Below are 24,733 nucleotides of genomic sequence, written 5' to 3'. Positions count from 1 at the left end.
GATGCCTGACTTCTTGCCGTCGGCAATGACGGCCGCGGTCGGCCTGATCCCTTCAGGAGTCGCGCCCCGACACGGTTTCAGCTCGTACCCGATGAGCTTCGTGACATTGACATAGTGCATGACACGAAGGCCGGACCCGTCTTTCCTCTGTCGACAGCGTCTCTCACAAACCGGGCACACACCTGTGCTAGCCACGATTTTCTCCCGTCCGTCGGCGTGCTCCATGCGGTGTGGCGGCGACCGGGCGTTGGGATTTCGCTGGCAGTGCTCTATTTGGTGAGCGCCATCGCGATCCTGGTTGTCCAGCCATTCCCACCCTGCCGTTGTTGAAGATGGCGGCACACGGTGTCGATGCGGCGGCAGGCGAACAGGTAGTCAAGCGCAAGTCGATCCAGGTTGCGGGCTTGCTCCCAGCACAACTGCAGTGCGGGCTCCTCGATTGTCGCATCGTCGTAATCACGGTCGCCATCGCGTCGTTCGAACCTGCGGGCCAAGTGATCGCTGAAGCGTTTCTGGGCATCGACCCGGTCGGAGGCTGCGCCGAGTTCGAGTCGATGATTGTCCATGCTTCCGACGATGGCGACCCCCAGGTAAACCGCCTCGGTGTCCACCGGCTTCAGCAGCCGCTCGACGGAATCGCTCAAGCCCGACTCGGCGATCTCCGCTAGGACGGCGTTGACCCGATCGATCACCTCGTCCACTGCCACCGCCGCAGGACTAGGCCAGGTGGCGTCGCTGCCACGCTGCAGCCGGATGGGTGCTCGGTCGAAGTCCAGCCGCCCATCCTTGCGCCAGGTGACGGTGTTGTCGCTGGCTTCGGCGACAGCGCGGTAGAGCAGGTGGTGACGGTTGGCGGTGCCCAGGATGTCGCGGTGCACCTGATGGACAGTGGAGGCCAGCGGCACGAGGGCACCGTTGAGGCTGACCAAATGGCGGGCTGCGGCGCGGGTGGCTTCCTCGCGGAACCGCAGACGGTCCAGCACGCCTCCGCGACTGACGATCACGACAAGCGCGATCACGGCCGACGCGGAGGCCAGCACCGCTTGCAGCGAACTGTGCGTCACCCAGGAGACGGCCACGGCGAGTTGCCGCCAGGCGGCCGGCACCTCGATCCACGGCGGGCGGACCCAGGCGACAGCGGCAGCCGCGAGCACGACCGACAGGAGCCGGTTTGCCCGGCCCACCAGCGCTACCACGTTCACCGCCCGGTCGATGCCCCGGGCAACCGGCCAGGCACGACGCACATGGGCGCACAACCGGGCACCAGACAGATGCGGCGGAGCCAGCACACCCCCGACCCAAACGCGAACCCGATCCCAATGAAACCCGGCGACCGGTGCGTCCACACGCAGCCACCGGCTCCCGAGCCGCACCGTCCACCATCTGTCGAGCCGCGTGCTTATCACTCGGCCGTGCAGGCGAGCACCGAGCCTGACGAGTCCGCCCACCAGCAACCGCGTCACGACACTCGTGGCGACCACGGTCACTACAACGTAGACGAAGTAGCGCACTGGCCACCACGCCACCGTCCGGTCGATTCCCCCGTAGAGCTGCTCCAGCAACCAGCGCATTCGCCCTTCCCCAGCTCGCTCGGTCGCCCTCCCGGCGTACTAGTCAAGCACTGCTGGCCGACACCGCAAGAGAGCCCCGCGTCCGTTGGTCCCGACGACCCAGGCACGGCGGGCACAGCACTGGCTCACGTCGTAGCGAATGGGACTGCGTGTCAGTGGCCAGTGCGCATTATTCCCTGGGCCAGGGAACGACGGCACAACAAGCCGTCGTGATCCGGTCGTCCGGTCGCGAGCCGCCCCGGCTTCACCGAGCGTTTATCAGCGGATTGCGTTGACCTACAACGCCGCGAAGGTAGTCACCAGGTCTCCTGTATCCGCCAGGCGCACCTCCAGCTCGTAATCATCGAGGTCCACGTCAGCACCACCGTGGCGGCGGGCCGATGCCCTCAGCAGCCGTTCGAGGTGCGTCGGGTTCGCCGGATCGGCGTTGGCCTTGAACATCTTGACCTCCTCGCCGAGGGCGAGTAGCCGCAGGTCAAGCAGGGCCTCGCCGGAGGTGGCCGCGCTGCCGAGATCCATGGGCGTCGATTCGGCGACCGGAGCAGCCGACACGGATTCCTGCGCGGGGTCGGCGGGGCGAATGATCAAGGGACGGCGACCTCGACCGCCTTCGGACAGGAGGCCCCAACTCCGTAGCAGCCCGTGGACACGGTGTGCCGTCCCGATGCTGACGCCGTGGGCTTGGGCCACCTCTTTCACGGAGGGGGCCGGGGTGTCCGCGGGCAGGACGCCATGCAAGATGTCGAGACGCAGTGAGGCGGCGACTTCTTCGTACGGGGCTTGCGGGTTGGTCTTGGCGCGCTCAAGGGGGTCCGGCGGTGCCTCCGGCCGTTTCGGCACACGGGAGAGCAGCGTCTGGGAGGCGCGCTGGTCGGCTTCAGCGACGAAGGCCGCGTAGACCTTGAGGGTGGTGGTGCCGCCCCCGGCGTGGCCGAGGCGGCCCGCAACGGTGCGGATGTCCACGCCGGCGGCAATGAGCTCGGTGGCCGAGTAGTGGCGCAGCTGCTTGATGGTGGTGTCGATGCCGAGCCGCTCGACGAGCCGGTTGTATCGCTGGGTCAGTGAGCGTGGCTTGCGCTGGGTGCTGCCGTCGGGGGCGAGGGAGAAGATGAACGACTCCGGGCTCAACGTCAGCCCCGCTGCGGCTGCCAGTTGTTCGCAGTACTTCTTGAAGTCCACGAGCAACGCGACGGTCTCGGCGTCGAGCGCGACCCTGCGTATCTGGTGGGTCTTGGTGTCCTTGTCCCAGAGATCTTTGCCATCTTGAGCTGCGGCCCGTCGATAGACCAGGACACCTCGCTCAGGCTCGAAGTGCTTCCACCGCAGGCCGCAGATCTCGCCCCGGCGCGCGCCGGTGACCATGAGGACCCAGACCAGGACACCGAAGGCCAGGTCCTTCCACGCTTCGTTCAGGATCCGGGCGGCCTCCTGCGGTGAGGGCGGCCGGGGGTCGGACGGGGGCGGCGGTGGAGGTGTGGCCAGCGCCGCAGGGTTGGCCGAGACCCACTTCCAGATCTTCCGGGCACGCTCGAAGGCGCCGGAAATAATGAAGTGGATCTTGCGGATCGTCCACGCGCCCAGGGGCTCACATTCGTGCGGGTGGCAGCGTGCATCGCACACATGCTCGCGTGAGGTCCGGTGCTCGATGAAGTTCGGGTTGGTGCAGTGGAGGCGGCAGCGCTGCAGCTCGGCGTAGAGAGACTCAAGGAGGTCGGCGTCGACCCGGCGCGCCTTCTCGTCGCCGATCAGCGGGAGAATGTGATTCTTGACATGCCGCTCTTCCGTGCGCTTGGTGGTCTCCTCGCCCTGGTAGTGCTTGAAGTACTTCTCGAACAGCTGGCGGACCGTGGCGTTGGTCTTCGGGTTCCGCCGTTCGTTGACTTCATGGAGTAACCGGATTAAGGCCGCGTCGGCCTGCTCCGCGGCGTCCGGCCCGGCCGGGATGGTCTCTTTCAAGTCGAGGCGTTTGCCGGTGAGCGCGTCAGTACCGGCGTACACGTGGACGCGGAGCGCCCCGCTGGGCAGTTCCTCGATATGACCCTTCTGGGGCCGTTTCGGGCGCGTGGATGATCTCGCCATAGACCCGAGGGTACGGCGCTTTGTTCCATGTTTCGTTCCACGCATGGTGTCCACCGGGCCGAAACTATGGCTCTGACCTGTGTGCCCTCGGCAGGATTCGAACCTGCGACACCTGCCTCCGGAGGGCAGTGCTCTATCCCCTGAGCTACGAGGGCGCCGCTGTGCGACTGGGGGAAGCCTAGCGCATGGCGTTTTGGGGTTGTGCAGGCGGGCATCGGTTTCGAGGGGTGGGAAGAACGGCGGCTTATGCCATCGGGGTATGGGCCGGTCGTAGGTGTCGCCAGTACCGTCGGCGGTGGTAGGTTAGCCTCGCCTGTATTGCTCACATGCGCATATCACTATATGTTGGCCCTGGGGACGACGAACGGGAGGCTTCTCCATGGGACAGGGGCACGGTCACGGGCATGGGCTGACGCCCGACCAGGCGGTCAGCGCCGGCGGCAAGTACCTGGCGCGGCTCTGGATCGCGGTGGGGCTGGGCTGCGTGACCTTCGTGATGCAGGTTTCGGTCGGGCTGGTCACCGGATCGCTGGCCCTGCTCGCCGACTCCGCGCACGTGTTCACCGACATCTTCGGGGTCACCCTGGCGGCGGTGGCCGTCATGGTCGGCCGGCGGCCCGCCCGGAAACGCGGGCGCACCTTCGGCCTCTTCCGGGCCGAGGTGCTCGCCGCCCTGGCCAACGCGGTGCTCCTGTTCGCGGTCGCCGCCTGGGTGCTGTACGAGGCGATCACCCGCATCTCCGCGCCACCCGAGGTGCCCGGGCTGCCGGTGACGCTCGTCGCCTTCGTCGGCCTGCTGATGAACCTCGCCGCCTTCCTGCTGCTGCGCGGTGGCTCGAAGGAGAGCCTCAACGTGCGCGGGGCCTACCTCGAGGTGATGGCCGACATGATCGGCTCGGTCGGCGTGCTGGCCAGCGGTGCCGTCACGCTGTTCACCGGCTGGCCCTACGCCGACCCGATCATCGGGGTGGCGATCGGCCTGTTCGTCCTGCCGCGGGCCTGGCGGCTGGGCCGCAGCGCCCTGCGCATCCTGTTCCAGCACGCCCCGCAGGACGTCGACGTCACCGAGATCAGCACCGAGCTGAACGCGCTGCCCGGCGTGGACAACGTGCACGACCTGCACGTGTGGACCCTGACCTCGGGGATGGAGGTCGCCTCCGCGCACCTCGCCGTCGCGCCGGAAACCGAGACCGCGCGCGTGCTGGCCGACGCGCAGAACCTGCTGGCGACCCGCTACTCGATCGAGCACGCCACCCTGCAGGTCGAGCCCCGGGAATCCGCGAAGCGCTGCCACCTCTCCTGGTGACTACTGCAGCGGCTGGGCGTTCCGGGCGGTGAGCATCTGGCGCATGAGTTCCATCTCGGCGCCCTGGGAGACCAGCATGCTCTGGGTGAGCGCCTGCACGGCCGGCAGCGGGGAATGGTCCTTCGCGTACTGGGCCATCGAGGTGCCGCCCTGGTGGTGCCGGAGCATCAGCTGCAGGAAGTAGACGTCCATCGCCTTGCCGGTCAGCGACCGCAGCTTGGCCAGTTCCTCGGTGGTCGCCATCCCGGGCATCGGCGCACCGCCACTCGCGGCCTGCGTCTGCCCGCCTCCGTGGGAATGGCCGCCCGGTGCGGTCATCCAGGTCATGTACGCCCCGGTCGCCTGCTCCGGCTGCCCCCACAGCATGAGCCAGCCCTTCATCCGGCCGACCTGCTCGGTCTGCGTGCTGAGGATGTCGAAGGCGAGCTGCTTGACCTCGGGGTCGGCCGAGTGGTCGCGCGCCCAGTTGGCCATGGTCACCGCCTGCAGGTGGTGCACCGACATGTCCTGCGCGAACCCGACCTCGACCGAACCGGCGCCGGGTGACGCGGGCGCCTCGTCGATGAGCGACTGGGTGAGCAGCATGCCGACGGTCGCGCCGACGAGCAGCACCGCCGCCATCGCGGCCCCGATGATCACGATCCGGGGCCAGCCGGGCCGTTCCGGCTCACCTTCGTCGACGACCACCGGCTCGGCCGCGGGGTGTTCCTGGTCAGCCAACGAGGTTCAGCCTCCCGGCGGCGGGACCGGCTGCTGACCGCCCGGCATCTGGTCCTGCTGCGCGCCCTGCGAGCCCTTGTAGTCCATCGGTTTGGCGTCCGGGCCGGGCGGGGTCGGGTCGAACGGCGGGGGGTTGTCCGGATCGAACTGGCCCGGGCCGATCGCGTCGCAGGAGGCGCCGACCTCGGGGTAGGTGTTCTGGTTCTGCCGGAGCGCGACGATGAACTGGTCGATCCGCTGGTCGTCCGGCGAATCGAGCTTGAGCTGGTGGCCCCAGGACTGCAGCGAGATCGGCTTGTCCAGCCCGGGGTACGGCGACATCATCGTGTACGGCTTGCCCTCGACGCGGACCTTGAGCTTGTTCACCGCGTCGCCGGTGATCTGCTGCGGGTTGTACGCGATCCAGATCGCGCCGTGCTCCAGCGAGTGCACCATGTTCTCGGTGCGCACCGCGTTCGGGTAGACGATCCCGGTGCAGGCCGCCCAGAACCCGTCGTGCGGCCCGCCGAACGCCGGGGTCCTGTCGTACTTGACCCGCTCGGTCGGCAGCACGTGCACGCTGCCCGGGTAGTCGGCCTTGACCACGCCTTCGATCTTGGTCGACGGGTCGGGGTTGCTCGGCGAGGGCGCGAACGCGGCGGCCGCCTCCTCGCGCGACTTCTGCTCCCGCTTGTCGGCGGACTGCACGTAGTAGTAGCCGAACACCACGCCCGCCAGGGCCAGCACGCCGACGACCGAGAGGACGGTGAGCCACGGCACGCCCTTCTTGCTCACCACCGACGTTGTGCGGGTCGCCTTGGCGACCTTCTTGGGCGTGCCCTTCTTCTTCGTGCCGCTGGCCATGGCTCCCGCATTCTCCGAAGTGCTGTAGCGCCGACGTGGTATGCCTGAAAGGCAAGTGTAGGGACCGCGTGTCTGATCACCGTCAACGGCCGGGGACGGGCGGCTGAGCGGGCCGCCGACCTCGCCTCATACACTCGCGTGGTGACTCCCGCCGCCCTCGCTGACCTGGTCCGTTCGTCCGCCGTGCAGGTCCTTTCCGCACGTGGCCTTGACCACGCCGTGCTTCCGGACCCGGTGACGATCGAACGCCCGCGCAATCCCGAACACGGAGACTACGCGACCAACCTGGCCCTGCAAGTAGGGAAGAAAGTAGGAATCCCGCCGCGCGAACTGGCCGAGGCGCTGGCCGAGGAACTCGGCAAGGCCGACGGCGTCGCCGCCGCCGAGGTCGCCGGGCCGGGCTTCCTGAACCTGCGGCTGGCCGCCGACGCCCAGGGCGAGCAGGTGCGCCAGGTCCTCACCGCGGGCGAGGCCTACGGGCGTGGTGACGCCCTCGCCGGGCGGAAGATCAACCTCGAATTCGTCTCGGCGAACCCGACCGGTCCGATCCACCTCGGCGGCACCCGGTGGGCCGCGGTCGGCGACGCGCTCGGCCGGGTCCTCGCCGCGCAGGGCGCCGACGTCACCCGCGAGTACTACTTCAACGACGCCGGTGCGCAGATCGACCGGTTCGTGAACTCGCTGATCGCGGCGGCCAAGGGCGAGCCCGCCCCGGAGGACGGGTACGCGGGCGCGTACATCTCCGACATCGCGGCCGAGGTCCTCCGCGCCGAGCCCAGCGCGCTCTCGCTGGACGACGCGCAGCGCCGCGAGACCTTCCGCCGGATCGGCATCGACCTGATGTTCACCCAGATCAAGCAGAGCCTGCACGAGTTCGGCACCGACTTCGACGTCTTCTTCCACGAGGACTCGCTGCACGCCTCGGGCGAGGTCAACCGGGTGGTCGAGCAGCTCAAGGAGTCCGGGAACCTCTACTTCGAAGACGGCGCCTGGTGGCTGCGCAGCAAGGAATACGGCGACGACAAGGACCGGGTCGTCATCAAGCAGGACGGCAACCCGGCCTACATCGCCGGTGACCTGGCCTACCTGCGCGACAAGCGCGAGCGCGGTTTCGACCTGTGCATCTACATGCTCGGCGCGGACCACCACGGCTACATCGCCCGGCTGAAGGCGGCCGCGGCGGCGTTCGGGGACGACCCGGCGGTGGTCGAGGTCCTCATCGGACAGATGGTCAACCTGGTCAGCGACGGCAAACCGGTCCGGATGAGCAAGCGCGCCGGGACCGTGATCACCATGGAGGACCTGGTCGAGGCGGTCGGCGTGGACGCGGCCCGCTACGAGCTGACCCGGTACTCGGTGGACTCCACCCTGGACGTCGACCTCGACCTGCTGCGCAAGCACAGCAACGAAAACCCGGTGTACTACGTCCAGTACGCGCACGCCCGGCTGGCCTCCCTGCAGCGCAACGCGGCCGATCTCGGGCTCAAGTTCGACGCCGCCACGGTCGACTTCGGCCTGCTCACCCATCCGCGCGAAGGCGACCTGATCCGCACGATCGGCGAGTTCCCGACCGTGGGAAAGCGCGCCGCCGAACTGCGCGAGCCGCACCGGGTCGCCCGCTACCTGGAGAGCTTGGCCAGCGCCTACCACAAGTTCTACGACGCCGCGCGCGTGCTGCCGCAGGGTGACGAGGCGGCGACCCCACTCACGTTCGCCCGCCTCGCGCTGTGCGAGGCGGCCCGCCAGGTCCTCGCCAACGGTCTCGCCCTGCTCGGGGTCTCCGCCCCAGAACGGATGTAGCAACCACATGTGCGCTCACCCCGCCGGTCCCCGGCACGCCGACGTCTACCCGCACGCCGACACCTCGGGCCTGCCACCGTCCACTTCGGACGAACTGGACCGGCTCTACCCGAAGGTGTGGCCCCGCAACTCCTTCCGCGCCCCGGACGGGGTGGTCCGCATCGCCGGTGTGGACGTGCGCGAACTGGCCGAAACCTACGGCACGCCGCTGTTCGTGATCGACGAGGCCGACTTCAAGTCGCGCTGCGCCGAGTACGCCGAAGCCTTCGACGACCCCGCGCTGGTGCACTACGCGTCCAAGGCGTTCCTGTGCACCGAGGTCGCGAAATGGGTCGCCGCGGCCGGGCTGAGCCTGGACGTCTGCAGCGGCGGCGAGCTGGCCATCGCGCAGCGGGCCGAGTTCCCGCCGGAGCGGATCACCTTCCACGGCAACAACAAATCGATCGCCGAACTGGAAGAGGCGGTCGCGGCCGGGGTCGGCACGATCGTGCTCGACTCCTATTTCGAGATCGCCCGCCTGGCCGACATCGCCGCGCGGCGGGAGATCGTGCAGTCGGTGCTGGTGCGGGTCACCGTCGGCGTCGAGGCGCACACGCACGAGTTCATCGCCACCGCGCACGAGGACCAGAAGTTCGGCTTCTCGCTGGCGTCCGGCGACGCGGCCGAGGCCGTGCGCCGGGTGCTGAACGCGCCCTCGCTGAAGCTGGTCGGCCTGCACAGCCACATCGGCTCGCAGATCTTCGACCCGGACGGGTTCGAGGTCGCCGCGCGCCGGGTCGTCGGCCTGATCGCCGAACTGGCCAAGGAGCACGGCAACGGGCTGCTCGAGCAACTGTCCGTTGTGGACCTTGGTGGCGGGTTCGGCATCGCCTACACGGACAAGGACAACCCGCCGCCGCCCGCGCAGATGATCACCCAGATCCGGGAGATGGTGCGCAAGGAGTGCGAGTTCGCCGGGTTGCCGGTGCCCCGGATCGCCGGGGAGCCGGGCCGCGCGATCGCCGGCCCGGGCACGGTCACGCTGTACGAGGTCGGCACGATCAAGGACGTCTCGCTCGGCGACAACGCGGTGCGCCGTTACATCAGCGTCGACGGCGGGATGAGCGACAACATCCGCACCTCGCTCTACGACGCGGTCTACGACGTGCGCCTGGTGTCCCGCAAGAGCGTGGACGGCGACCAGGAGACCGTGGGCGCCGCGCTGTCCCGCGTGGTGGGCAAACACTGTGAATCCGGCGACATCGTGGTCCGCGACTGCTGGCTGCCCGACACCCTGACACCCGGCGACCTGATCGCGGTCGCGGCGACCGGCGCCTACTGCTACTCGATGGCGAGCAATTACAACCGGCAGCCGCGGCCGCCGGTGGTCGCGGTCCGCAACGGCAGCGCCCGGCTGCTGCTGCGGCGCGAGACGACGGAGGACATGTTGCGCCTGGAGGTGTCGTGAGTTTGTCCACTGCGGACGGGCGCGCCATCAAGGTGGCCCTGCTGGGCTGCGGAACCGTCGGCGGCGAGGTCGCGCGCCTGCTCACCGAACAGGCCGGCGAACTCGCCGCCCGCGCGGGCGCGCCGGTCGAACTGGCCGGGATCGCGGTGCGCCGGCCGGACAAGCACCCCGAACTGCCCGCCGAATTGCTGACCTCGAACGCCGCCGAACTCGTCGAACGCGAGGACATCGACGTGGTGGTCGAGCTGATCGGCGGCATCGAGCCGACCCGCACCTGGCTGCTTTCCGCGCTGCGCGCCGGGAAGTCCGTGGTGACCGCGAACAAGGCGCTGCTCGCCGAGCATTCGGCCGAACTGTCCGAGGCGGCCGACACGGCCGGGGCGGACCTGTACTTCGAGGCGTCCGTGGCCGGGGCCATCCCGCTGCTGCGGCCGCTGCGCGAGTCCCTGGCCGGTGACCGGATCACCCGCGTGATGGGGATCGTCAACGGCACCACGAACTACATCCTGTCCGCCATGGACGCCACCGGCGCGGGCTACGCGGAGACCCTCGACGAGGCGAGCCGGCTCGGGTACGCCGAGGCGGATCCGACCGCGGACGTGGACGGTTACGACGCCGCGTCCAAGGCGGCGATCCTGGCCGCGCTCGCGTTCCACAGCCGGGTCACCGCCGCGGACGTGCACCGCGAGGGCATCGCCGGGGTGTCCGCTTCGGACATCGCCGCGGCGAAGATGCTGGGCCGCACGGTCAAACTGCTCGCGATCTGCGAGCGGGTCACCGCCGAGGACGGCGGCGAGTCGGTCTCCGCGCGCGTGCACCCGGTGATGATCCCGCGCGGCCATCAGCTGGCCGGGGTGAGCGGCGCTTTCAACGCCGTCTACGTGGAGGCCGACGCCGCGGGCGAGCTGATGTTCTACGGGCAGGGCGCGGGCGGCGCGCCGACCGCCAGCGCGGTGCTCGGCGATCTGGTCGCGGTGGCGCGCAACAAGGTCGTCGGCGGCCGGGGCCCGCGGGAATCCGCGCACGCCGCGCTGCCGGTGCGCCCGATGGGGCTGACCCCGACCCGCTACCACATCAGCCTCGACGTGGCCGACATCCCGGGCGTGCTGGCCCAGGTGGCGCAGGTGTTCGCCGCGCACGACGTGAGCATCGCGACCGTGCGGCAGCGGGACAAGAACTCCACGGCGAGCCTGGTGATCGTGACCCATCTGGCCCAGGACGCCGCGTTGCAGTCCACTGTGGACGAGATCGCGAAGCTGGACGTGGTGCGCGAGGTGGTCAGCGTGATGCGCGTGGAAGGCGAAGAATGATGAGTCAAGTGAAACCCGGCTGGCCGGGCATCATCGAGGCCTACGCCTCCCGGGTTCCGATCCCCGCCGGCGCGAAGGTGATCACCCTCGGCGAGGGCAACACCCCGCTGCTGCCCGCGCCGCACCTGTCCGAGCTGACCGGCTGCACGGTCTACCTCAAGGTCGAGGGCGCCAACCCGACCGGTTCGTTCAAGGACCGCGGGATGACCGTCGCGATCACGCACGCGCTGGCCAGCGGTCTGCAGGCGGTGATCTGCGCGTCCACCGGCAACACCTCGGCCTCGGCCGCGGCCTACGCCGCCCGCGCGGGCCTGACCTGCGCGGTGCTCGTGCCCCAGGGCAAGATCGCGATGGGCAAACTCGCCCAGGCGGTCCTGCACGGCGCCCGGATCCTCCAGGTGGACGGCAACTTCGACGACTGCCTCGAACTCGCGCGCAAGACCGCGGCCGATCATCCGGTGACCCTGGTCAACTCGGTCAATCCAGTGCGCCTGGTCGGCCAGAAGACCGCCGCGTGGGAAATCTGCGACGTGCTGGGCGAGGCTCCCGACATCCACTGCCTGCCGGTCGGCAACGCGGGCAACATCACCGCCTACTGGTCCGGCTACGCCGAGTACGCCGCCGACGGTGTGGTGGAAAGCACACCGCGGATGTTCGGTTTCCAGGCGGCGGGCGCGGCCCCGCTGGTTTCCGGTGAACCGGTCAAGGAACCGGACACGATCGCCACCGCGATCCGGGTCGGCAGCCCGGCGTCCTGGGACTCCGCGGTCAAGGCGAAGAACGCCAGCGGCGGGCTCTTCGAGAAGGCGACCGACGCGCGGATCCTGGACGCCTACCGGCTGCTGGCCCGCCGGGAAGGCGTGTTCGTCGAGCCCGCCTCCGCGACCAGCGTGGCCGGGCTGCTGCTCACCGCCGCGGACGGCCGGATCCCGAAGGGCTCGACCGTGGTGTGCACGGTGACCGGGCACGGCCTCAAGGACCCCGCCACCGCGCTGGAAGGCAACGTCGAGGTGGAACCCCTCGCGGTCGACCCGAACGCCGTGGCGGCCGCGCTGGACCTCTCGTGACAAAAGAGTTCAAAGTCACCGTTCCCGCGTCCACGGCGAACCTCGGTCCCGGGTTCGACGCGCTGGGCCTGGCGCTCGGCCTGCAGGACGTGGTCGAGGTGCGGCTCGCCGACGCGGGGCTCAAGGTCGAGGTGCTCGACGCGGGCGCCGGTGGGATCGCGGACGTGCCGACCGACGAGTCGCATCTCGTCGTGCGCGCGCTGCGGGCCGCCTGCGCGCGGCTGGACTGCCACCCGCCCGGTCTGCATCTGCGCTGCCACAACGCGATTCCGCACGCGCGGGGGCTCGGTTCGTCCGCGGCGGCGGTGGTCGCCGGGGTCGCCGCCGGATACGCGCTGGCCGGGCGGGAACTCGACGCGGAGGCGTTGCAGATCGCGGCGGAATTCGAGGGCCACGCGGACAACGCGGCCGCCAGCCTGCTCGGCGGGCTGGTGATCGCGTGGTGCGCGGGCGGGCGCTTCCACGCCGAACGGCTGGACCCCCACCCGGGCCTGAGGCCGGTGCTCGCCGTGCCCGAGGCGCGCTCGTCCACCGACGCGACCCGCGGCCTGCTGCCCGCGCACGTCCCGCACGCCGACGCCGCCTTCACCGCGGGCCGGGCCGCGCTCGCCGTGCACGCGCTGACCCGCCGCCCGGACCTGCTGCTCGCCGCGACCGAGGACCGGCTCCACCAGGACTACCGCGCCCCGGCGCTCCCGGAGAGCGTGCGCCTGGTGCGCGCGTTGCGGGCGCACGGCGTCGCCGCGGCGGTGTCCGGCGCCGGGCCGTCCGTGCTGGCGTTGACTACGGAGGGAATACTCCCGGGTAGTGTAGACGTTGACGGGTTTACCATCGCCGAAATGCCGATCGACCTGGTCGGGGTCAAGGTTGAGGTGCGGTAACACGCCAGGCCCAACAAGGGGGTGGTTGTTGCACCTGGCTCCGGCGCGGTCTACCCTCGGGGGCGTTCGATCACCGTGCGCAGTCCGCACCCGGTGTCGGTCCCGGGGAGTCCTTCCCGGATCGCATCTTTCATTGAGCCGATAACTCCGCATCAAGGTGCAGGGGTTGACCTAGGCGGGTACCCGGCGGCGGTGGCGGATTCCGCGTGTTCCACCTGGGACACGCACACTCCCGTGCTGGCGGCTCCGCCGCTGTGACCTGCACGTCTCGGCAGGACGGGCCGGCACCGGGAACGAGCAAGCCGTCTCGCAATTCGGACGCGGGCGGCAGTCCGCTGATCCACCTGGAGGCGTGGATCGGTCAGGAAGGACATGTGTGAGCAACACCGATCTCTTAAGTGGCGACGTGGATACCCAGGCGACACCGCAGGTGGAGTCCGGGGCAGGGGAGAAGGCCAACGGCACCACCGCCGCACCGAAGCGCCGCACCGGCGGCCTGTCCGGCATGGTGATCGCTGACCTGCGGGAACTCGCCACCGAACTGGGCGTCGGCGACACCACTGGAATGCGAAAAGGTGACCTGATCGCCGCGATCCGTGAACGCCAGGGCAAGACCAAGCGCCGCACCAGTGCGGCGAGCAACAACACGCTTCCGCTCGACGGCATCGGCGGCGACAAGCCCGCCGAGAAGACCGCCGAGCCCGCCCAGCCGGAGCCTCAGCAGCCCGCCCAAGAACCGAAGGCGCGCACCGAGGAGACCAAGGCTCCGGCCGCCGAAGCGCAGCAGCAGGGGGGCTCCGCCGAGGCCCAGCAGGGCGAGGACACCGGCCGCCGCGAGGGCAGCCGCCGGCGCCGCAGCTCCAGCCGCGCGGCCGGCAGCCCGGACGCGGGCGGCCAGCGTGGTGGCGACCAGTCTGGTGACCAGCGCTCGGGGCAGCAGCAGCGCGGTGACCAGGGCGGTGGCGACCAGCGCCGGCAGAACGACCGCCAGCAGAACAACCAGCAGAACCAGCGTGGCCAGCAGGGCAACCGCTCGGACGACGACGAGGACGGCGGTGGCCGTCGCGGCCGCCGGTTCCGCGACCGCCGGCGCCGGGGCAGCGGCGGTGGCCGGGGCGACGGCGGGCCGGACACCGAGATCCGCGAGGACGACGTCCTGCTCCCGGTCGCCGGGATCCTGGACGTGCTGGACAACTACGCGTTCGTCCGCACCTCCGGCTACCTGGCCGGGCCGAACGACGTGTACGTCTCGCTCTCGCTGGTGCGCAAGTTCGGCCTGCGCCGCGGTGACGCGATCACCGGCGTGGTCCGGCAGCCGCGGGAAGGCGAGCAGCAGCGGCAGAAGTTCAACCCGCTGGTGCGCGTCGACACGATCAACGGCCTCGAGCCGGAGCAGGCGAAGAAGCGCGCCGAGTTCACCAAGCTGACCCCGCTGTACCCGAACGAGCGCCTGCGGCTGGAGACCGAGCCGCACAAGCTCACCACCCGCGTCATCGACCTGGTGATGCCGGTCGGCAAGGGGCAGCGCGCACTGATCGTCTCGCCGCCGAAGGCCGGTAAGACGACGATCATGCAGGACATCGCGAACGCGATCACCACGAACAACCCCGAGTGCCACCTGATGGTCGTGCTGGTGGACGAGCGGCCGGAAGAGGTCACCGACATGCAGCGGTCGGTGAAGGGCGAGGTCATCGCCTCCACCTTCGACCGCCCGCCGTCGGACCACACCTCGGTGGCCGAGCTGTCCATCGAGCGCGCGAAGCGCCTGGTGGAGATGGGCATGGACGTGGTCGTGCTGCTCGACTCGATCACCCGCCTCGGCCGCGCGTACAACCTGGCGGCCCCGGCGTCCGGCCGGATCCTGTCCGGTGGTGTCGACTCGACGGCGTTGTTCCCGCCGAAGCGGTTCCTCGGCGCGGCGCGCAACATCGAGAACGGCGGCTCGCTGACCATCTTCGCCACGGCGATGGTGGAGACCGGGTCCACCGGTGACACGGTGATCTTCGAGGAGTTCAAGGGCACCGGTAACGCGGAGCTCAAGCTCGACCGCAAGATCGCCGAGCGGCGCGTCTTCCCGGCGGTGGACGTCAACCCGTCCGGTACCCGCAAGGAGGAGCTGCTGCTCTCGCCGGACGAGCTCGCGGTGACGCACAAGCTGCACCGGGTGCTGCACGCGCTGGACTCGCAGCAGGCCATCGACCTGCTGATCTCGCGCCTGCGCAAGACGAAGACCAACATCGAGTTCCTGATGCAGGTCTCCAAGACCGCGCTCGGCCCGGACGAGGACTGACCCGAAACGGGGGGGGGGTCGTGAGTGTTCCGACCGGTTCTAACCGGTCTGTCCACTCACGACCACCGCGGCGGCAGGAAGGGAGCTTCACTCCCGCCGGACAGCAGCGAGGGACCTTTACTACGGTTCTGCCGTAGTAAAGGTCCCTCGCTATTTTTGGGTCTACCGGTGGGGCACGGCGGCCGGGGTCCAGCCGCGGTAGTTCTTGAAGTAGTTCACGCTGCTCGCGTGGCCGATCTTGCCGCCGATGCTGGTCGCGTAGATGCCGCCGTTGCCGTCGGCGATGCCGACGTGGCCGTAGGCGCTGATGTTCCAGTAGACGAACGCGCCGAGCGGGGGCCGGCTGCCGTCGGTGTGCTTCGGGCTGGCGCCGTTCCAGTGCGCGTTCGCCGAGGCCCAGACGCCGGTGGTGCCGTAGGCGTTCTCCACGGCCTTCTCGCAGTAGCCCTGCCAGCCGGTGCTGCCCATGTGGTTCTTGAACCACTGGACCGCGCCCGCCGGGGTGCCGTCGCCGGCGCCGAGGACGGCCAGTTCGCTGTCGGAGACGGTGGTGAACTCGATGGCCGGGTTGATGTCGGCGGCCGTGATCTCGGCCGAGGTGCTGGCACTGCCGACTGCCGGGGCCGCCACCACCGAGGCGGCCGCGACGGCGGCCACCGCGACCGACCTCGCTAGCAGGGTGCGGAGATTCCTGGTGGACTTGAGCACGATTCCACCTTCCTCGATCGGGTGAGCAAATCACTGACCGCGCCAGGTTCCCGGCATCCTGTACAAAAGACGTACATGGTTGATGACCCACCGTGTACATCCGCCCGGGAATACTCCCTGCCCGGGGCGCGTTGACCCCGCTGTCAGCACGTCTGGCAGAATTACCCGCTGAAGTCCGGCTCCGGTTCACCTCGCGCTGTTTCGGGGACCCGGCGGCCAGTCAAGAGAGGACACCATGAAGAGCGGTATTCACCCCGAGTACGTGGTCACGACCGTGACCTGTGGCTGCGGTAACACCTTCACCACCCGGAGCACGAAGACCTCGGGCAGCATCCACGCCGAGATCTGCTCGAACTGCCACCCGTTCTACACCGGCAAGCAGAAGATTCTGGACACCGGTGGCCGGGTCGCGCGCTTCGAGGCTCGCTACGGCAAGCGGCAGAAGAAGACCGACGCCAAGTAGCTTCATCGACGGCGCCTGTTCCCTGTTGCGGGGAACGGGCGCCGTTTTCATGTTTTTCGTGCTGTGTCCGACAGAAACGAGGTAGGGCCGTGGATTCGAGTTCCCTGGGCGGGCTGCTCGACGAGTACGCCGAGCTGGAGAAGCAGCTCGCCGACCCGGCCGTGCACGCCGATCAGTCCCGTGCCCGGAAACTGGGCCGCCGGTATGCCGAGCTGAGCCCGGTGATCAAGGCCATCGGCGAACTGGACACGGCGCGCTCCGATCTGGAGGCCGCGCGCGAACTCGCCGCCGAGGACCCGGCCTTCGCCGCCGAAGCCGACGAGATCGCCGCGAAGATCCCGGCGTGCGAGTCGCGGCTGACGGAGTTGTTGCTGCCCCGCGACCCCTACGACGCCTCGGATGTCGTCATGGAGATCAAATCCGGCGAAGGCGGCGAGGAGTCCGCCCTCTTCGCGGGCGATCTCCTGCGCATGTACCTCCGCTACGCCGAACGCCACGGCTGGAAGGCCGAGGTGCTCGACTCGGTCGACTCCGACCTCGGCGGCTACAAGGACGTCACCCTCTCCATCAAGGGCAAGAGCGACGGCCCGGACGGCGTGTGGGCCCGCCTGAAGTTCGAAGGCGGCGTGCACCGCGTGCAGCGCGTGCCCGCGACCGAATCCCAGGGGCGCATCCACACCTCGGCCTCCGGGGTGCTGATCTACCCGGAACCGGAGGAGGTCGAGGTCGAAATCGACCCGAACGACCTGCGCATCGACGTGTTCCGCTCGTCCGGTCCGGGCGGGCAGAGCGTGAACACGACCGACTCCGCGGTCCGCGTGACGCACCTGCCCACCGGGATCGTGGTCTCCTGCCAGAACGAGAAGTCGCAGATCCAGAACCGCGCGCGGGCGATCCAGGTGCTCCAGGCGCGGCTGCAGGCGATCGCCGAGGAGGAAGCGGCGAGCAAGGCCGCCGACGCGCGGCGGTCCCAGGTCCGCACGGTCGACCGCTCGGAACGCGTGCGCACCTACAACTTCCCGGAGAACCGGATCTCCGATCACCGCGTGAACTACAAGGCGTACAACCTCGACCAGGTCCTCGACGGCGACCTCGACGGCGTGCTCGACGCCCTGGTCACCGCCGACCGCGAAGAACGCCTCGCCGCACACGCCTCCTCGTAACCGAACTTCCCCCAATGTGGCTTTCGGTACCTTCAACGCCCCGAAAGCCGCATTGGGTACTTTGAACGCCCCCAATGCCACATTGGGGGATTCTCGGTGAGCGGCTTCGCGCCGTGCTCGCCGGGTGCCAGGGTGGGGAACTCGCCTACCGAAATGGGGAACTCGGTAGACCGGAACGGGGAACTCGCACGTCCGAAACGGGGGACTCGCGGCAGGTGGGGGCCGTTGCCGCGAGTTCCCCGTTCCGGGAGTAGGCGAGCATCACTGCGGCCTTCGGCGCACGCGGGAAGGCGAGGTTCCCCACGTCGCATCGAGCACGCTGAGCACCTCTCGAGAAGCCCTACCGAGAGAACCCCGGTGGGTATCGCACCCCTCGCATCCGGTAGCACGCATGCGCCCTGCGGGGCCCCCACGGACAACTCGTGTGCCCGAGTGTGCAACTCGTGTGCCCGAACGTGTAACTCGCGTGCCTGAGTGTGCAACTCGCGGAGAAAACCCTCAGCGGGGATTCTCGGTTAGCGGAGGGCGGTGGCGAAGCGGGTCATGCGGGATTCGAAACCGTCGTCCGGGCTGAACCACACGGCGAGGGCGTCGGCGCCCGCTTCGGCGAAGGCGTGTGCTCGGTCGACCGCCTGTGCGAACTCGGTTTCGCCGCCGTTCCAGGCGATCCGGGTGCCCACCCGAATGTCGCGTGTGGACAGTTCGCGAATACGGGTCACCTTCTGCGCGAATTCCGCGGGCGTGAGTTCGACGCCCTGCCATTCGTCGGCGAGGGTAGCCGCCCGCCGCAGGGCGGCGTCGGAATTGCCGCCCACCATGATCGGCAGGCGGCGGCGCGGTTTCGGTTCGAAGAAACCGGTTTCGTAGGAATAGTACTCGCCGCGGAAGCCGCCTTCGCCGTGAAAGAGGTGACGGAGCAAGGAAATCGCTTCGTCGGTGCGGGCGGCGCGGGTGCGGAAGTCGGCGCCGACATTGGCGAATTCCGTGCGTTCCCAGCCGATGCCGACGCCGAGGGTGAGCCGTTCCCCGGAGAGGCGGTCCAGCGTGGCCGCCTGCTTGGCGACCGCGAACGGATTGCGCAGGGGGAGCACGAGGACCGAGGTGCCGAGGTGGATGGCACTCGTGCGGGCGGCCACATAGGACAGTGTGGTCAGCGGTTCGTAGACGCCGCCGAATACCTCGCCGAATTCGCCGGGCGGGAGGAGGTGGTCCGGCAGCCACGCGGTGTGGTAGCCGAGTTCTTCGGCCCGGGCGGCGAGGCGGACCAGGAATCGCGGGTCCATCGCCGGGGCTTCGTTGGGCAGGATTACCTGGAGGTCCATGGTTCGGATCCGATCTCGGTGAGGAAGTTCTGGATCGCGGCGAGCCAGGCGTCGCGGGCTTCGGTGCCGACGTCGTGGCCCGAGTCGACTTCGGCGAGCCGGGCGCCCGGGATGCTCGCGGCGAGTTCGCGGGACAACGCGGGGTCCACCAGCTCGTCGCCGGTCGGGGAGACGACCAGGGTCGGCACCGCGATCCGGGCCAGGTCGGCGCGGGTGTCGATCGTGGTGAGCAGGGTCAGGTGGTCGGCGCTGCCGCCGGGGACATAGCCGATCAGGTAGTCGATCGCGGTGGCCAGCTGGGCCTCGGTGAGCGAGTTCAGGTGTTTCGCGCCGCTGCCGACCACCAGCAGGTACTTCGCGAGCAGCGCGCGGTCGCCGTCGAGCAGGTCCCGCCAGATCTCCGCGCCGAGCCGCAGGCGGAGATCCGGCCGGGCCAGGCCCGCGGTGAGCACCAGCCCGGTCACGCGCTCGGGGTGCCGGACGGCGGCCCGGACCGCGACGGCGGTGCCCATCGAATAGCCCAGCACGGCGAAGCGCTCGAGCCCGGCGTCCGCGGCCGCGGCCACCGCGCCGTCGGCCAGGGCGTCAAGGCTGAGCGGATCCGCCGAACGCGGAGTGCCGCCGGACCCGGGGTAGTCCGGGCCGACGACCGTGTGCCTCCGGGCGAGGTCGTCCAGGATCGTGCCGAAGCTGTCCTCGACCGAGCTCGCGGCGCCGTGCGCGAGCAGGAGGCCGGGGCCGGAACCCCGGACGGTGCTGGTGAGCTGAAGCGTCATGCCGCGACCGTAGAACCCTGACATCGATGTGAAGGTCAAGCGCGCGTGAGCGGGGTCTCGGCCTGGCCGATCCGACTTCCACCAGCTCGGCGCCGGGGATCCCGGCGGCCAGTTCGCGGGAGAGTTCGGGGGCCGCCAGCCCGTCGATCGAGGCGGCGAGCTCCTCGGGGCGCAGCGCGTTGAGGTGCTTGCCGCCGGTCGCCACCAGGGTGAGGAACTTGGCCAGCAGCGTGCGGTCGCCGTCCAGCAGGGTCCGCCAGATGTCCGCGGCGAGCCGGAGCCGGTTGTCGCCGCGGGTGAACCCCGAGGTCAGGGTCAGCGTCCGCGGCGACGGCGACCAGTTCGTCGGCCACCTCGTCCAGCGCGAGTGGCGTCTCGCCGCGGGGGGTGCCGCCCGAACCGGGGTAGTCCGGCCCGACCACGGTGTGCGTGCCCTCGATGTTGCCGCCGGCGCCGTGCGCGAGCAGCAGGCCGGGGCCGGAACCCCGGACGACGTGCGCGAAATGTTTGCTCATGCCGCGACGTTAGGAACTCACATCGATGTGAAGGTCAAGGCCGGATGGGGCGGGTCACATGCTGATCGGGGAGTTGTCGCGGCGCACCGGCGTCAGCCCGCGGCTGCTGCGCTACTACGAGGAGCAGGGACTGCTCGAAGCCGGGCGCGGCCCGAACGGTTACCGCTGGTACGGCGAGGATTCGGTGCTCACCGTGCGGCAGATCCGCGCGCTGCTGAACGCGGGCCTGTCCACCGGGGTGATCCGTTCGGTGCTGCCGTGCACGCGAGGCGAGCGGCCGGAGTTCGACCTGTGCCCGGACCTGCGCGCCCTGTTGAACCGCGAGCTGGCGGCGATGGACGAGCGCATCGACGGCCTCCGCCGCACCCGCGGCGCCCTGGCCACCTATCTCACCGGCGCCTGATCCCGCGGTGGCGGCGGGAGGAAGGGACCTTTGCTCACGTCTGACCGTAGTAAAGGTCCCTCGCTCCCGATCTCCGGGAGTGAAGGTCCCTTCCTGCCGGTCGCCGCGTTCGCGGCACTTCGGGGAGAAAGTGCCGCCCGAGGGCGAGCTTGGTCGCGGCGGGGCGGCGCGGGTATGCCAGTCTGGACACCGTGAAGAGACAGCCGTTGCGTCTGGCGATCATGGAGGCGACCCGGATTCTCGAGGACGCCGGGGTGGCGTCCCCGCGAACCGACGCCGAACTGCTCGCGGCGCACGTCCTCGGCGTCGAACGGGGCCGCCTTCCCCTGGTGCCGCTGGTCGACCCGGGCGTCGTGGACGCGATCGGCCAGCTCGTCGCGCAGCGGGCCAAACGCGTGCCGCTGCAGCACCTGACCGGCTGGGCCGCGCTCGGCGAGATCACCGTCGACGTCGGCCCCGGTGTCTTCGTGCCCCGGCCGGAGACCGAACTGCTGCTGGACTGGGGGCTCGGCGTGCTCAAGGGCCGCGAGTACCCGATCGTGGTCGACCTGTGCACCGGCTCCGGCGCGCTCGCGCTCGCCGTCGCGCACGCGCGGCCGGACGCGGTCGTGTACGCGGTGGACGTCGATCCGCAGGCGCTCGCGTGGGCGCGGCACAACGCCGAGGCGCGGGTCGCGGCCGGGGACGCCCAGATCCGGTTGTACTCCGGGGACATCGCCGACAACACGATGTTCGCCGAGCTCGACGGCCTGGTCGACCTCGTGCTGTGCAACCCGCCGTACGTGCCGCCGGGCGCCGAGCTGCCGCCCGAGGTCGTCGACTTCGACCCGGCGCAGGCCGTGTTCGCCGCCGACGGCGGGCTCGCCATGATCCGGCACGCGGTGAACGCGGCGGCCCGGCTGCTGCGCCCCGGCGGCGGGATGGCGATCGAGCACGACGACACGCACGGTTCCGCGGTGCCCGCGCTGGTGGCCCAGCGCAAGGTGCTCACCGAGGTCGCCGATCACCAGGACCTCGCCGGACGCCCGCGGTTCGTCACCGCGCGGCGCACCGGCGCGTGACCCGACTTCCGGCGTAGGACAAGCAGATCTCGCAACATACGACGATCGGCCGATGCGCGGGAGATATCGGAATTCCTACTGTGGATCAAGCGGCCGCCGTCTGCAGCGGCCCATCCGCGAGGAGCTCCGATGCGTTCGTTCGGTCGTAGAGCACGCTGGATTCGCAGGGCGAGTGGCATCTCCGTACTGGGAATCGCGACGCTGCTGTGTTCGCTGGTCAGCACCCCGGGCCTCGCCCAGGCCGCGACCCGGGACTGGCCGGCGCCGCTGGATTCGGCGACCTGGGAGAACCAGGACCACATGACCTGGGACGACTACCGGAAGGTGCCCGGCACCGACTGGGCCAACCCCGACCGCAAGGGCAGCGTGCGCACCTTCAAGGGCGCGGTCGTCCTCGTCGACTACCCCGACCAGAACTTCGCCGTCACCCAGCCGCCGCGCTCGACGGTGTTCGGCAACCCGAGCCCCGAGGCGAGCAACATCCCGCGCGCCCAGGTCGCCAAGTTCTACCAGGACTTCCTGAACAAACCGGGGGCGCTCAACCGCGGGCACACCATCCACGAGTACTGGATGGAGGACTCCGGCGGGCGGTTCGGCGTCGACCTGACCGCGTTCGGGCCCTACCGGTTGCCGGGCAAGTCCTTCGAGTACGGCATGGAGTTCCAGCCGGACAGCGCCTGCCCGCCGGGCGCCAACTGCCGCCGCGACCTGCGCGCCGACGGCGGCGCCGCCTGGAAGGCCGACGTCGGTGACATCAGCAAGCAGTTCGACTTCGTCTTCTACCTCTCCGCCGGTCAGGACGAGAGCGCGACCTGGCAGGAATTCGGCGAAATGAAATTCGGCACCAGGGAAGGCGTGCCCGCGGAATTCGGGCCCGGCGTTCCGGGCATGACGAACTGGACGGGTACCCGGTACGTGCCGTGGACCTCGTGGAAATCCGCCGCGTCGATCTGGCCGAACGCGGTCACCGGTTCCTCGACCCAGGCGGAAAGCTCGGGGCAAGGCGTTTACGCGCACGAATTCAGCCACATCCTCGGCATCGGCGACAACTACAACAACCCGTTCGGAAATCCGCCCTCCCGCGCGTACACCGGACCTTGGGAAATGCTTTCCCGGGGCAGTTTCAACGGTCCCGGCGGCCCGCACACCCGCTGGCAGATCCCGGCCACCCAGGGTGGTTCGATGGGCGCCCAGCACATGCTGCGCAACAAGCTCAAGCTGAACATCGTCTCCCCGCAGGACGTGCTCCAGCTCGACCGGAACAAGCTCGCCCAGACCGGTCCGGTCTCCGCGCGGATCACCGCCCGGGTCGCGCAGGCGCAGCCGGGCGCCTACAGCGGGATCAACATCGCCCTGACCGGCGGCGACAAATCCCCGAAATGCGACCGGAAAACCGATCCGTTGTGCGACGGCGGCGGGTACCACAACTACACGGTCGAGGTCGTCGACCGGATGGGCGCGGATTCCTTCGCACCCGATTCCGGGGTCCTGATCGCCAAGACGAAGAACAAGGACGAGGCGCCCTTCGAATGGATCATCGACGCCAATCCGCAGGACATCGGGATGACCGACTACGTCAAACCGGACGGCACCCCGGTGAAGATCACCATCGGTGACTACCGCCAGCTCAACGACGCCGCCTTCAAGGCGGGCACCGAGTCGGCGAGCAAGTACGAGTACACCGACCAGGCCAACCGGCTGCGCTTCCTGGTCACCGATGTCGCCCGCGACCAGAACGGCGTGCTGTCCTACACGGTGACCGTGGCCTCGCTGGACGGCGCCGGGCAGCAGGAACGCGGGGTGGCCCTGTGGCCGTCGGCCCCCGCCTACGCCTTCGGCGGGCTGGCGACCTGCCGGTTCCCGGTGTTCAACACCGGCCGGGCGAACGGGGCCACCGCGCCGTTCGACGCGGACACCTACCGGCTGACCGCCACCACCGCGTCGAAGGGCTGGGCGGTCCGCCTGCCGAACGAACTGGTCACCGCGAAGTTCGGCCAGCACGTTCCGGCCACGGTCTACGCCAAGCGCGGCGAAGGCGGCAGCCATCTCGGCACGGTCACCCTGACCGCCACCTCGGTCGGCGACCCCGGCAAGACCGCCACCGCCACCTGCACCGCCTTCGGTTTCTAGAGCCACACGCGTGGCGTGTCGGTGCGCCACGCGCGCGTGTCCGCGTTCTGTGCACCCGTGTTCAGCGGTCGTGCACGCGGCAGCCCTTCGCGTGCCCCGAGTCCCCGGCAGCTGGGGGTGGGACTCGGGGCACGCGACTGTGCGCGCATAGCTAGGCTCCCGGGTATGAGTGCGGTGTACGACTGCAGCCAGCGCGCCTCCCGGGCCGACGGATTGGCGGCCGCGGCGGGCGCGGTGCGTTCGAGTCGCCTGGTCGTCCTGCCCACCGACACCGTGTACGGCATCGGGGCGGACGCCTTCGACTCCGGCGCGGTGCATGCCCTGCTGCGCGCGAAGAACCGCGGCCCGGACATGCCGGTCGGCGTGCTCGTCGGGTCCTGGTCCACAGTGGACGGCCTGGTGCTGGGCGTGCCGCCGCACGCCCGGGCACTGATCGAGGCGTTCTGGCCCGGCGACCTGTCGATCGTGCTGCCGCACGCCCCGAGCCTGCAGTGGGACCTGGGCTCCACCCGGGGCACGGTGATGCTGCGGATGCCGCTGCACCCGGTCGCCCTCGAGCTGCTGCGCGACGTCGGTCCGATGGCGGTGTCCAGCGCGAACGTCTCCGGCCGCCCGCCCGCGACCACCGCCGCCGAGGCGCAGGAACAGCTCGGCGACTCGGTCGCGGTCTACCTCGACGGCGGGCCGAGCGGCGACCCGGTGCCCTCGACGATCGTCGACCTCACCGGCGACGAACCGGTCGTGCTGCGCGAGGGCGCGGTCAACGTCGCCGCGCTGTCCGAAGTGCTCGGTGTCGAGGTGGAAAGCCCGTCGTGAACCGGGTCCGGTAGGCAAACTCGGACCGCACACCACACGGGGTAACCTGCAGCCCCGTGACC

Annotated in this window: 20 protein-coding genes and 1 tRNA gene; 13 read left to right on the top strand and 8 right to left on the bottom strand. The window is 69.7% G+C overall.

The features are described 5' to 3' along the window. Positions 1-269: 269 nt before the first annotated feature. The 3 genes from FXO23_RS42330 to FXO23_RS42320 form a co-directional block, all read right to left on the bottom strand. Entirely contained in the window at positions 270-1,571 is a 1,302-nt protein-coding gene (locus FXO23_RS42330) for a hypothetical protein (RefSeq protein ID WP_158893115.1), read from the bottom strand. A gap of 276 nt (positions 1,572-1,847) precedes the next feature. Beyond that, entirely contained in the window at positions 1,848-3,650 is a 1,803-nt protein-coding gene (locus FXO23_RS42325; RefSeq protein WP_158893113.1) for a tyrosine-type recombinase/integrase, read from the bottom strand. A gap of 82 nt (positions 3,651-3,732) precedes the next feature. Then, a tRNA-Arg gene (locus FXO23_RS42320) sits at positions 3,733-3,805 on the bottom strand. A 224-nt stretch (positions 3,806-4,029) separates the two neighbouring features. Here FXO23_RS42320 and FXO23_RS42315 point away from each other — a divergent pair. Next, the gene (locus FXO23_RS42315; protein WP_158893111.1) at positions 4,030-4,956 is read left to right on the top strand and encodes a cation diffusion facilitator family transporter; all 927 of its coding nucleotides are present in this window, start codon (positions 4,030-4,032) and stop codon (positions 4,954-4,956) included. Here the strand turns inward: FXO23_RS42315 and FXO23_RS42310 are convergent, their stop codons facing one another. Together FXO23_RS42310 and FXO23_RS42305 are read right to left on the bottom strand one after the other, a co-directional pair. Continuing rightward, complete coding sequence (locus tag FXO23_RS42310; RefSeq protein ID WP_246258353.1) at positions 4,957-5,676, bottom strand: DUF305 domain-containing protein; 720 nt, start codon at positions 5,674-5,676, stop codon at positions 4,957-4,959. 6 nt (positions 5,677-5,682) lie between these two features. Then, positions 5,683-6,519, bottom strand: coding sequence for a thioredoxin-like domain-containing protein (locus FXO23_RS42305; protein ID WP_158893109.1), 837 nt, complete (start codon positions 6,517-6,519; stop codon positions 5,683-5,685). 141 nt (positions 6,520-6,660) lie between these two features. On the opposite strand from FXO23_RS42305, the gene argS reads away from it, so the two are divergent. From argS to rho, 6 genes are all read left to right on the top strand, one after another. Then, the gene (gene argS, locus FXO23_RS42300; protein ID WP_158893107.1) at positions 6,661-8,319 is read left to right on the top strand and encodes an arginine--tRNA ligase; all 1,659 of its coding nucleotides are present in this window, start codon (positions 6,661-6,663) and stop codon (positions 8,317-8,319) included. A gap of 7 nt (positions 8,320-8,326) precedes the next feature. Then, positions 8,327-9,766: a diaminopimelate decarboxylase gene (gene lysA / locus FXO23_RS42295; protein ID WP_158893105.1), complete on the top strand. Its 1,440-nt coding sequence runs from the start codon at positions 8,327-8,329 to the stop codon at positions 9,764-9,766. A 2-nt stretch (positions 9,767-9,768) separates the two neighbouring features. Beyond that, positions 9,769-11,076 carry a homoserine dehydrogenase gene (locus FXO23_RS42290; RefSeq protein WP_158893123.1) on the top strand — a complete coding sequence of 436 codons (1,308 nt, stop codon included), beginning with the start codon at positions 9,769-9,771 and terminating at the stop codon, positions 11,074-11,076. Next, positions 11,073-12,143, top strand: coding sequence for a threonine synthase (gene thrC / locus FXO23_RS42285; RefSeq protein WP_158893103.1), 1,071 nt, complete (start codon positions 11,073-11,075; stop codon positions 12,141-12,143). The genes FXO23_RS42290 and thrC overlap by 4 nt, the downstream gene beginning before the upstream one ends. Beyond that, entirely contained in the window at positions 12,140-13,024 is an 885-nt protein-coding gene (thrB, locus tag FXO23_RS42280) for a homoserine kinase (RefSeq protein ID WP_246258352.1), read from the top strand. The genes thrC and thrB overlap by 4 nt, the downstream gene beginning before the upstream one ends. A 376-nt stretch (positions 13,025-13,400) precedes the next feature. Then, complete coding sequence (gene rho / locus FXO23_RS42275; protein ID WP_158893099.1) at positions 13,401-15,314, top strand: transcription termination factor Rho; 1,914 nt, start codon at positions 13,401-13,403, stop codon at positions 15,312-15,314. 162 nt (positions 15,315-15,476) lie between these two features. Here rho and FXO23_RS42270 read toward each other — a convergent pair whose 3' ends face one another. Further along, the gene (locus FXO23_RS42270; protein ID WP_158893097.1) at positions 15,477-16,022 is read right to left on the bottom strand and encodes a CHAP domain-containing protein; all 546 of its coding nucleotides are present in this window, start codon (positions 16,020-16,022) and stop codon (positions 15,477-15,479) included. Positions 16,023-16,257: 235 nt separating this feature from the next. Between FXO23_RS42270 and rpmE the strand changes: the two genes are divergently transcribed. Then, positions 16,258-16,485 carry a 50S ribosomal protein L31 gene (gene rpmE / locus FXO23_RS42265; RefSeq protein ID WP_158893095.1) on the top strand — a complete coding sequence of 76 codons (228 nt, stop codon included), beginning with the start codon at positions 16,258-16,260 and terminating at the stop codon, positions 16,483-16,485. An 89-nt stretch (positions 16,486-16,574) separates the two neighbouring features. Then, positions 16,575-17,648 carry a peptide chain release factor 1 gene (gene prfA, locus FXO23_RS42260; protein ID WP_158893093.1) on the top strand — a complete coding sequence of 358 codons (1,074 nt, stop codon included), beginning with the start codon at positions 16,575-16,577 and terminating at the stop codon, positions 17,646-17,648. A gap of 515 nt (positions 17,649-18,163) precedes the next feature. On the opposite strand, the gene FXO23_RS42255 is transcribed toward prfA, so the two are convergent. Next, positions 18,164-18,970: a TIGR03619 family F420-dependent LLM class oxidoreductase gene (locus tag FXO23_RS42255; protein ID WP_158893091.1), complete on the bottom strand. Its 807-nt coding sequence runs from the start codon at positions 18,968-18,970 to the stop codon at positions 18,164-18,166. Continuing rightward, positions 18,955-19,746 (bottom strand): alpha/beta fold hydrolase, encoded by a 792-nt coding sequence (locus tag FXO23_RS42250; RefSeq protein WP_158893089.1) that lies wholly within the window; start codon positions 19,744-19,746, stop codon positions 18,955-18,957. The genes FXO23_RS42255 and FXO23_RS42250 overlap by 16 nt, the downstream gene beginning before the upstream one ends. A gap of 573 nt (positions 19,747-20,319) precedes the next feature. Between FXO23_RS42250 and FXO23_RS42245 the strand changes: the two genes are divergently transcribed. From FXO23_RS42245 to FXO23_RS42230, 4 genes are all read left to right on the top strand, one after another. Beyond that, entirely contained in the window at positions 20,320-20,664 is a 345-nt protein-coding gene (locus tag FXO23_RS42245) for a MerR family transcriptional regulator (protein WP_158893087.1), read from the top strand. A gap of 191 nt (positions 20,665-20,855) precedes the next feature. Beyond that, complete coding sequence (gene prmC, locus FXO23_RS42240) at positions 20,856-21,725, top strand: peptide chain release factor N(5)-glutamine methyltransferase (protein WP_158893085.1); 870 nt, start codon at positions 20,856-20,858, stop codon at positions 21,723-21,725. 129 nt (positions 21,726-21,854) lie between these two features. Next, entirely contained in the window at positions 21,855-23,855 is a 2,001-nt protein-coding gene (locus tag FXO23_RS42235; RefSeq protein WP_158893083.1) for a M6 family metalloprotease domain-containing protein, read from the top strand. Positions 23,856-24,020: 165 nt separating this feature from the next. Next, positions 24,021-24,671 carry an L-threonylcarbamoyladenylate synthase gene (locus FXO23_RS42230; RefSeq protein ID WP_158893081.1) on the top strand — a complete coding sequence of 217 codons (651 nt, stop codon included), beginning with the start codon at positions 24,021-24,023 and terminating at the stop codon, positions 24,669-24,671. The last annotated feature ends 62 nt before the right edge of the window (positions 24,672-24,733 follow it).

It is taken from the genome of Amycolatopsis anabasis (genome assembly GCF_009765355.1).
Classification (GTDB): Bacteria; Actinomycetota; Actinomycetes; order Mycobacteriales; family Pseudonocardiaceae; genus Amycolatopsis; species Amycolatopsis anabasis.
The sequence above is the reverse complement of the archived record's forward strand: the minus strand, read 5'-3'. Positions and strand labels throughout refer to the sequence as shown.

Bases quoted from the DNA above. Each gene is read 5' to 3' on its own strand.
- FXO23_RS42330 (WP_158893115.1), bottom strand. From the start codon at position 1,571: ATGCGCTGGTTGCTGGAGCAGCTCTACGGGGGAATCGACCGGACGGTG.
- FXO23_RS42325 (WP_158893113.1), bottom strand. From the start codon at position 3,650: ATGGCGAGATCATCCACGCGCCCGAAACGGCCCCAGAAGGGTCATATC.
- FXO23_RS42315 (WP_158893111.1), top strand. From the start codon at position 4,030: ATGGGACAGGGGCACGGTCACGGGCATGGGCTGACGCCCGACCAGGCG.
- FXO23_RS42305 (WP_158893109.1), bottom strand. From the start codon at position 6,519: ATGGCCAGCGGCACGAAGAAGAAGGGCACGCCCAAGAAGGTCGCCAAG.
- lysA (WP_158893105.1), top strand. From the start codon at position 8,327: ATGTGCGCTCACCCCGCCGGTCCCCGGCACGCCGACGTCTACCCGCAC.
- thrC (WP_158893103.1), top strand. From the start codon at position 11,073: ATGATGAGTCAAGTGAAACCCGGCTGGCCGGGCATCATCGAGGCCTAC.
- rpmE (WP_158893095.1), top strand. From the start codon at position 16,258: ATGAAGAGCGGTATTCACCCCGAGTACGTGGTCACGACCGTGACCTGT.
- FXO23_RS42255 (WP_158893091.1), bottom strand. From the start codon at position 18,970: ATGGACCTCCAGGTAATCCTGCCCAACGAAGCCCCGGCGATGGACCCG.
- FXO23_RS42250 (WP_158893089.1), bottom strand. From the start codon at position 19,746: ATGACGCTTCAGCTCACCAGCACCGTCCGGGGTTCCGGCCCCGGCCTC.
- FXO23_RS42245 (WP_158893087.1), top strand. From the start codon at position 20,320: ATGCTGATCGGGGAGTTGTCGCGGCGCACCGGCGTCAGCCCGCGGCTG.
- FXO23_RS42235 (WP_158893083.1), top strand. From the start codon at position 21,855: ATGCGTTCGTTCGGTCGTAGAGCACGCTGGATTCGCAGGGCGAGTGGC.
- FXO23_RS42230 (WP_158893081.1), top strand. From the start codon at position 24,021: ATGAGTGCGGTGTACGACTGCAGCCAGCGCGCCTCCCGGGCCGACGGA.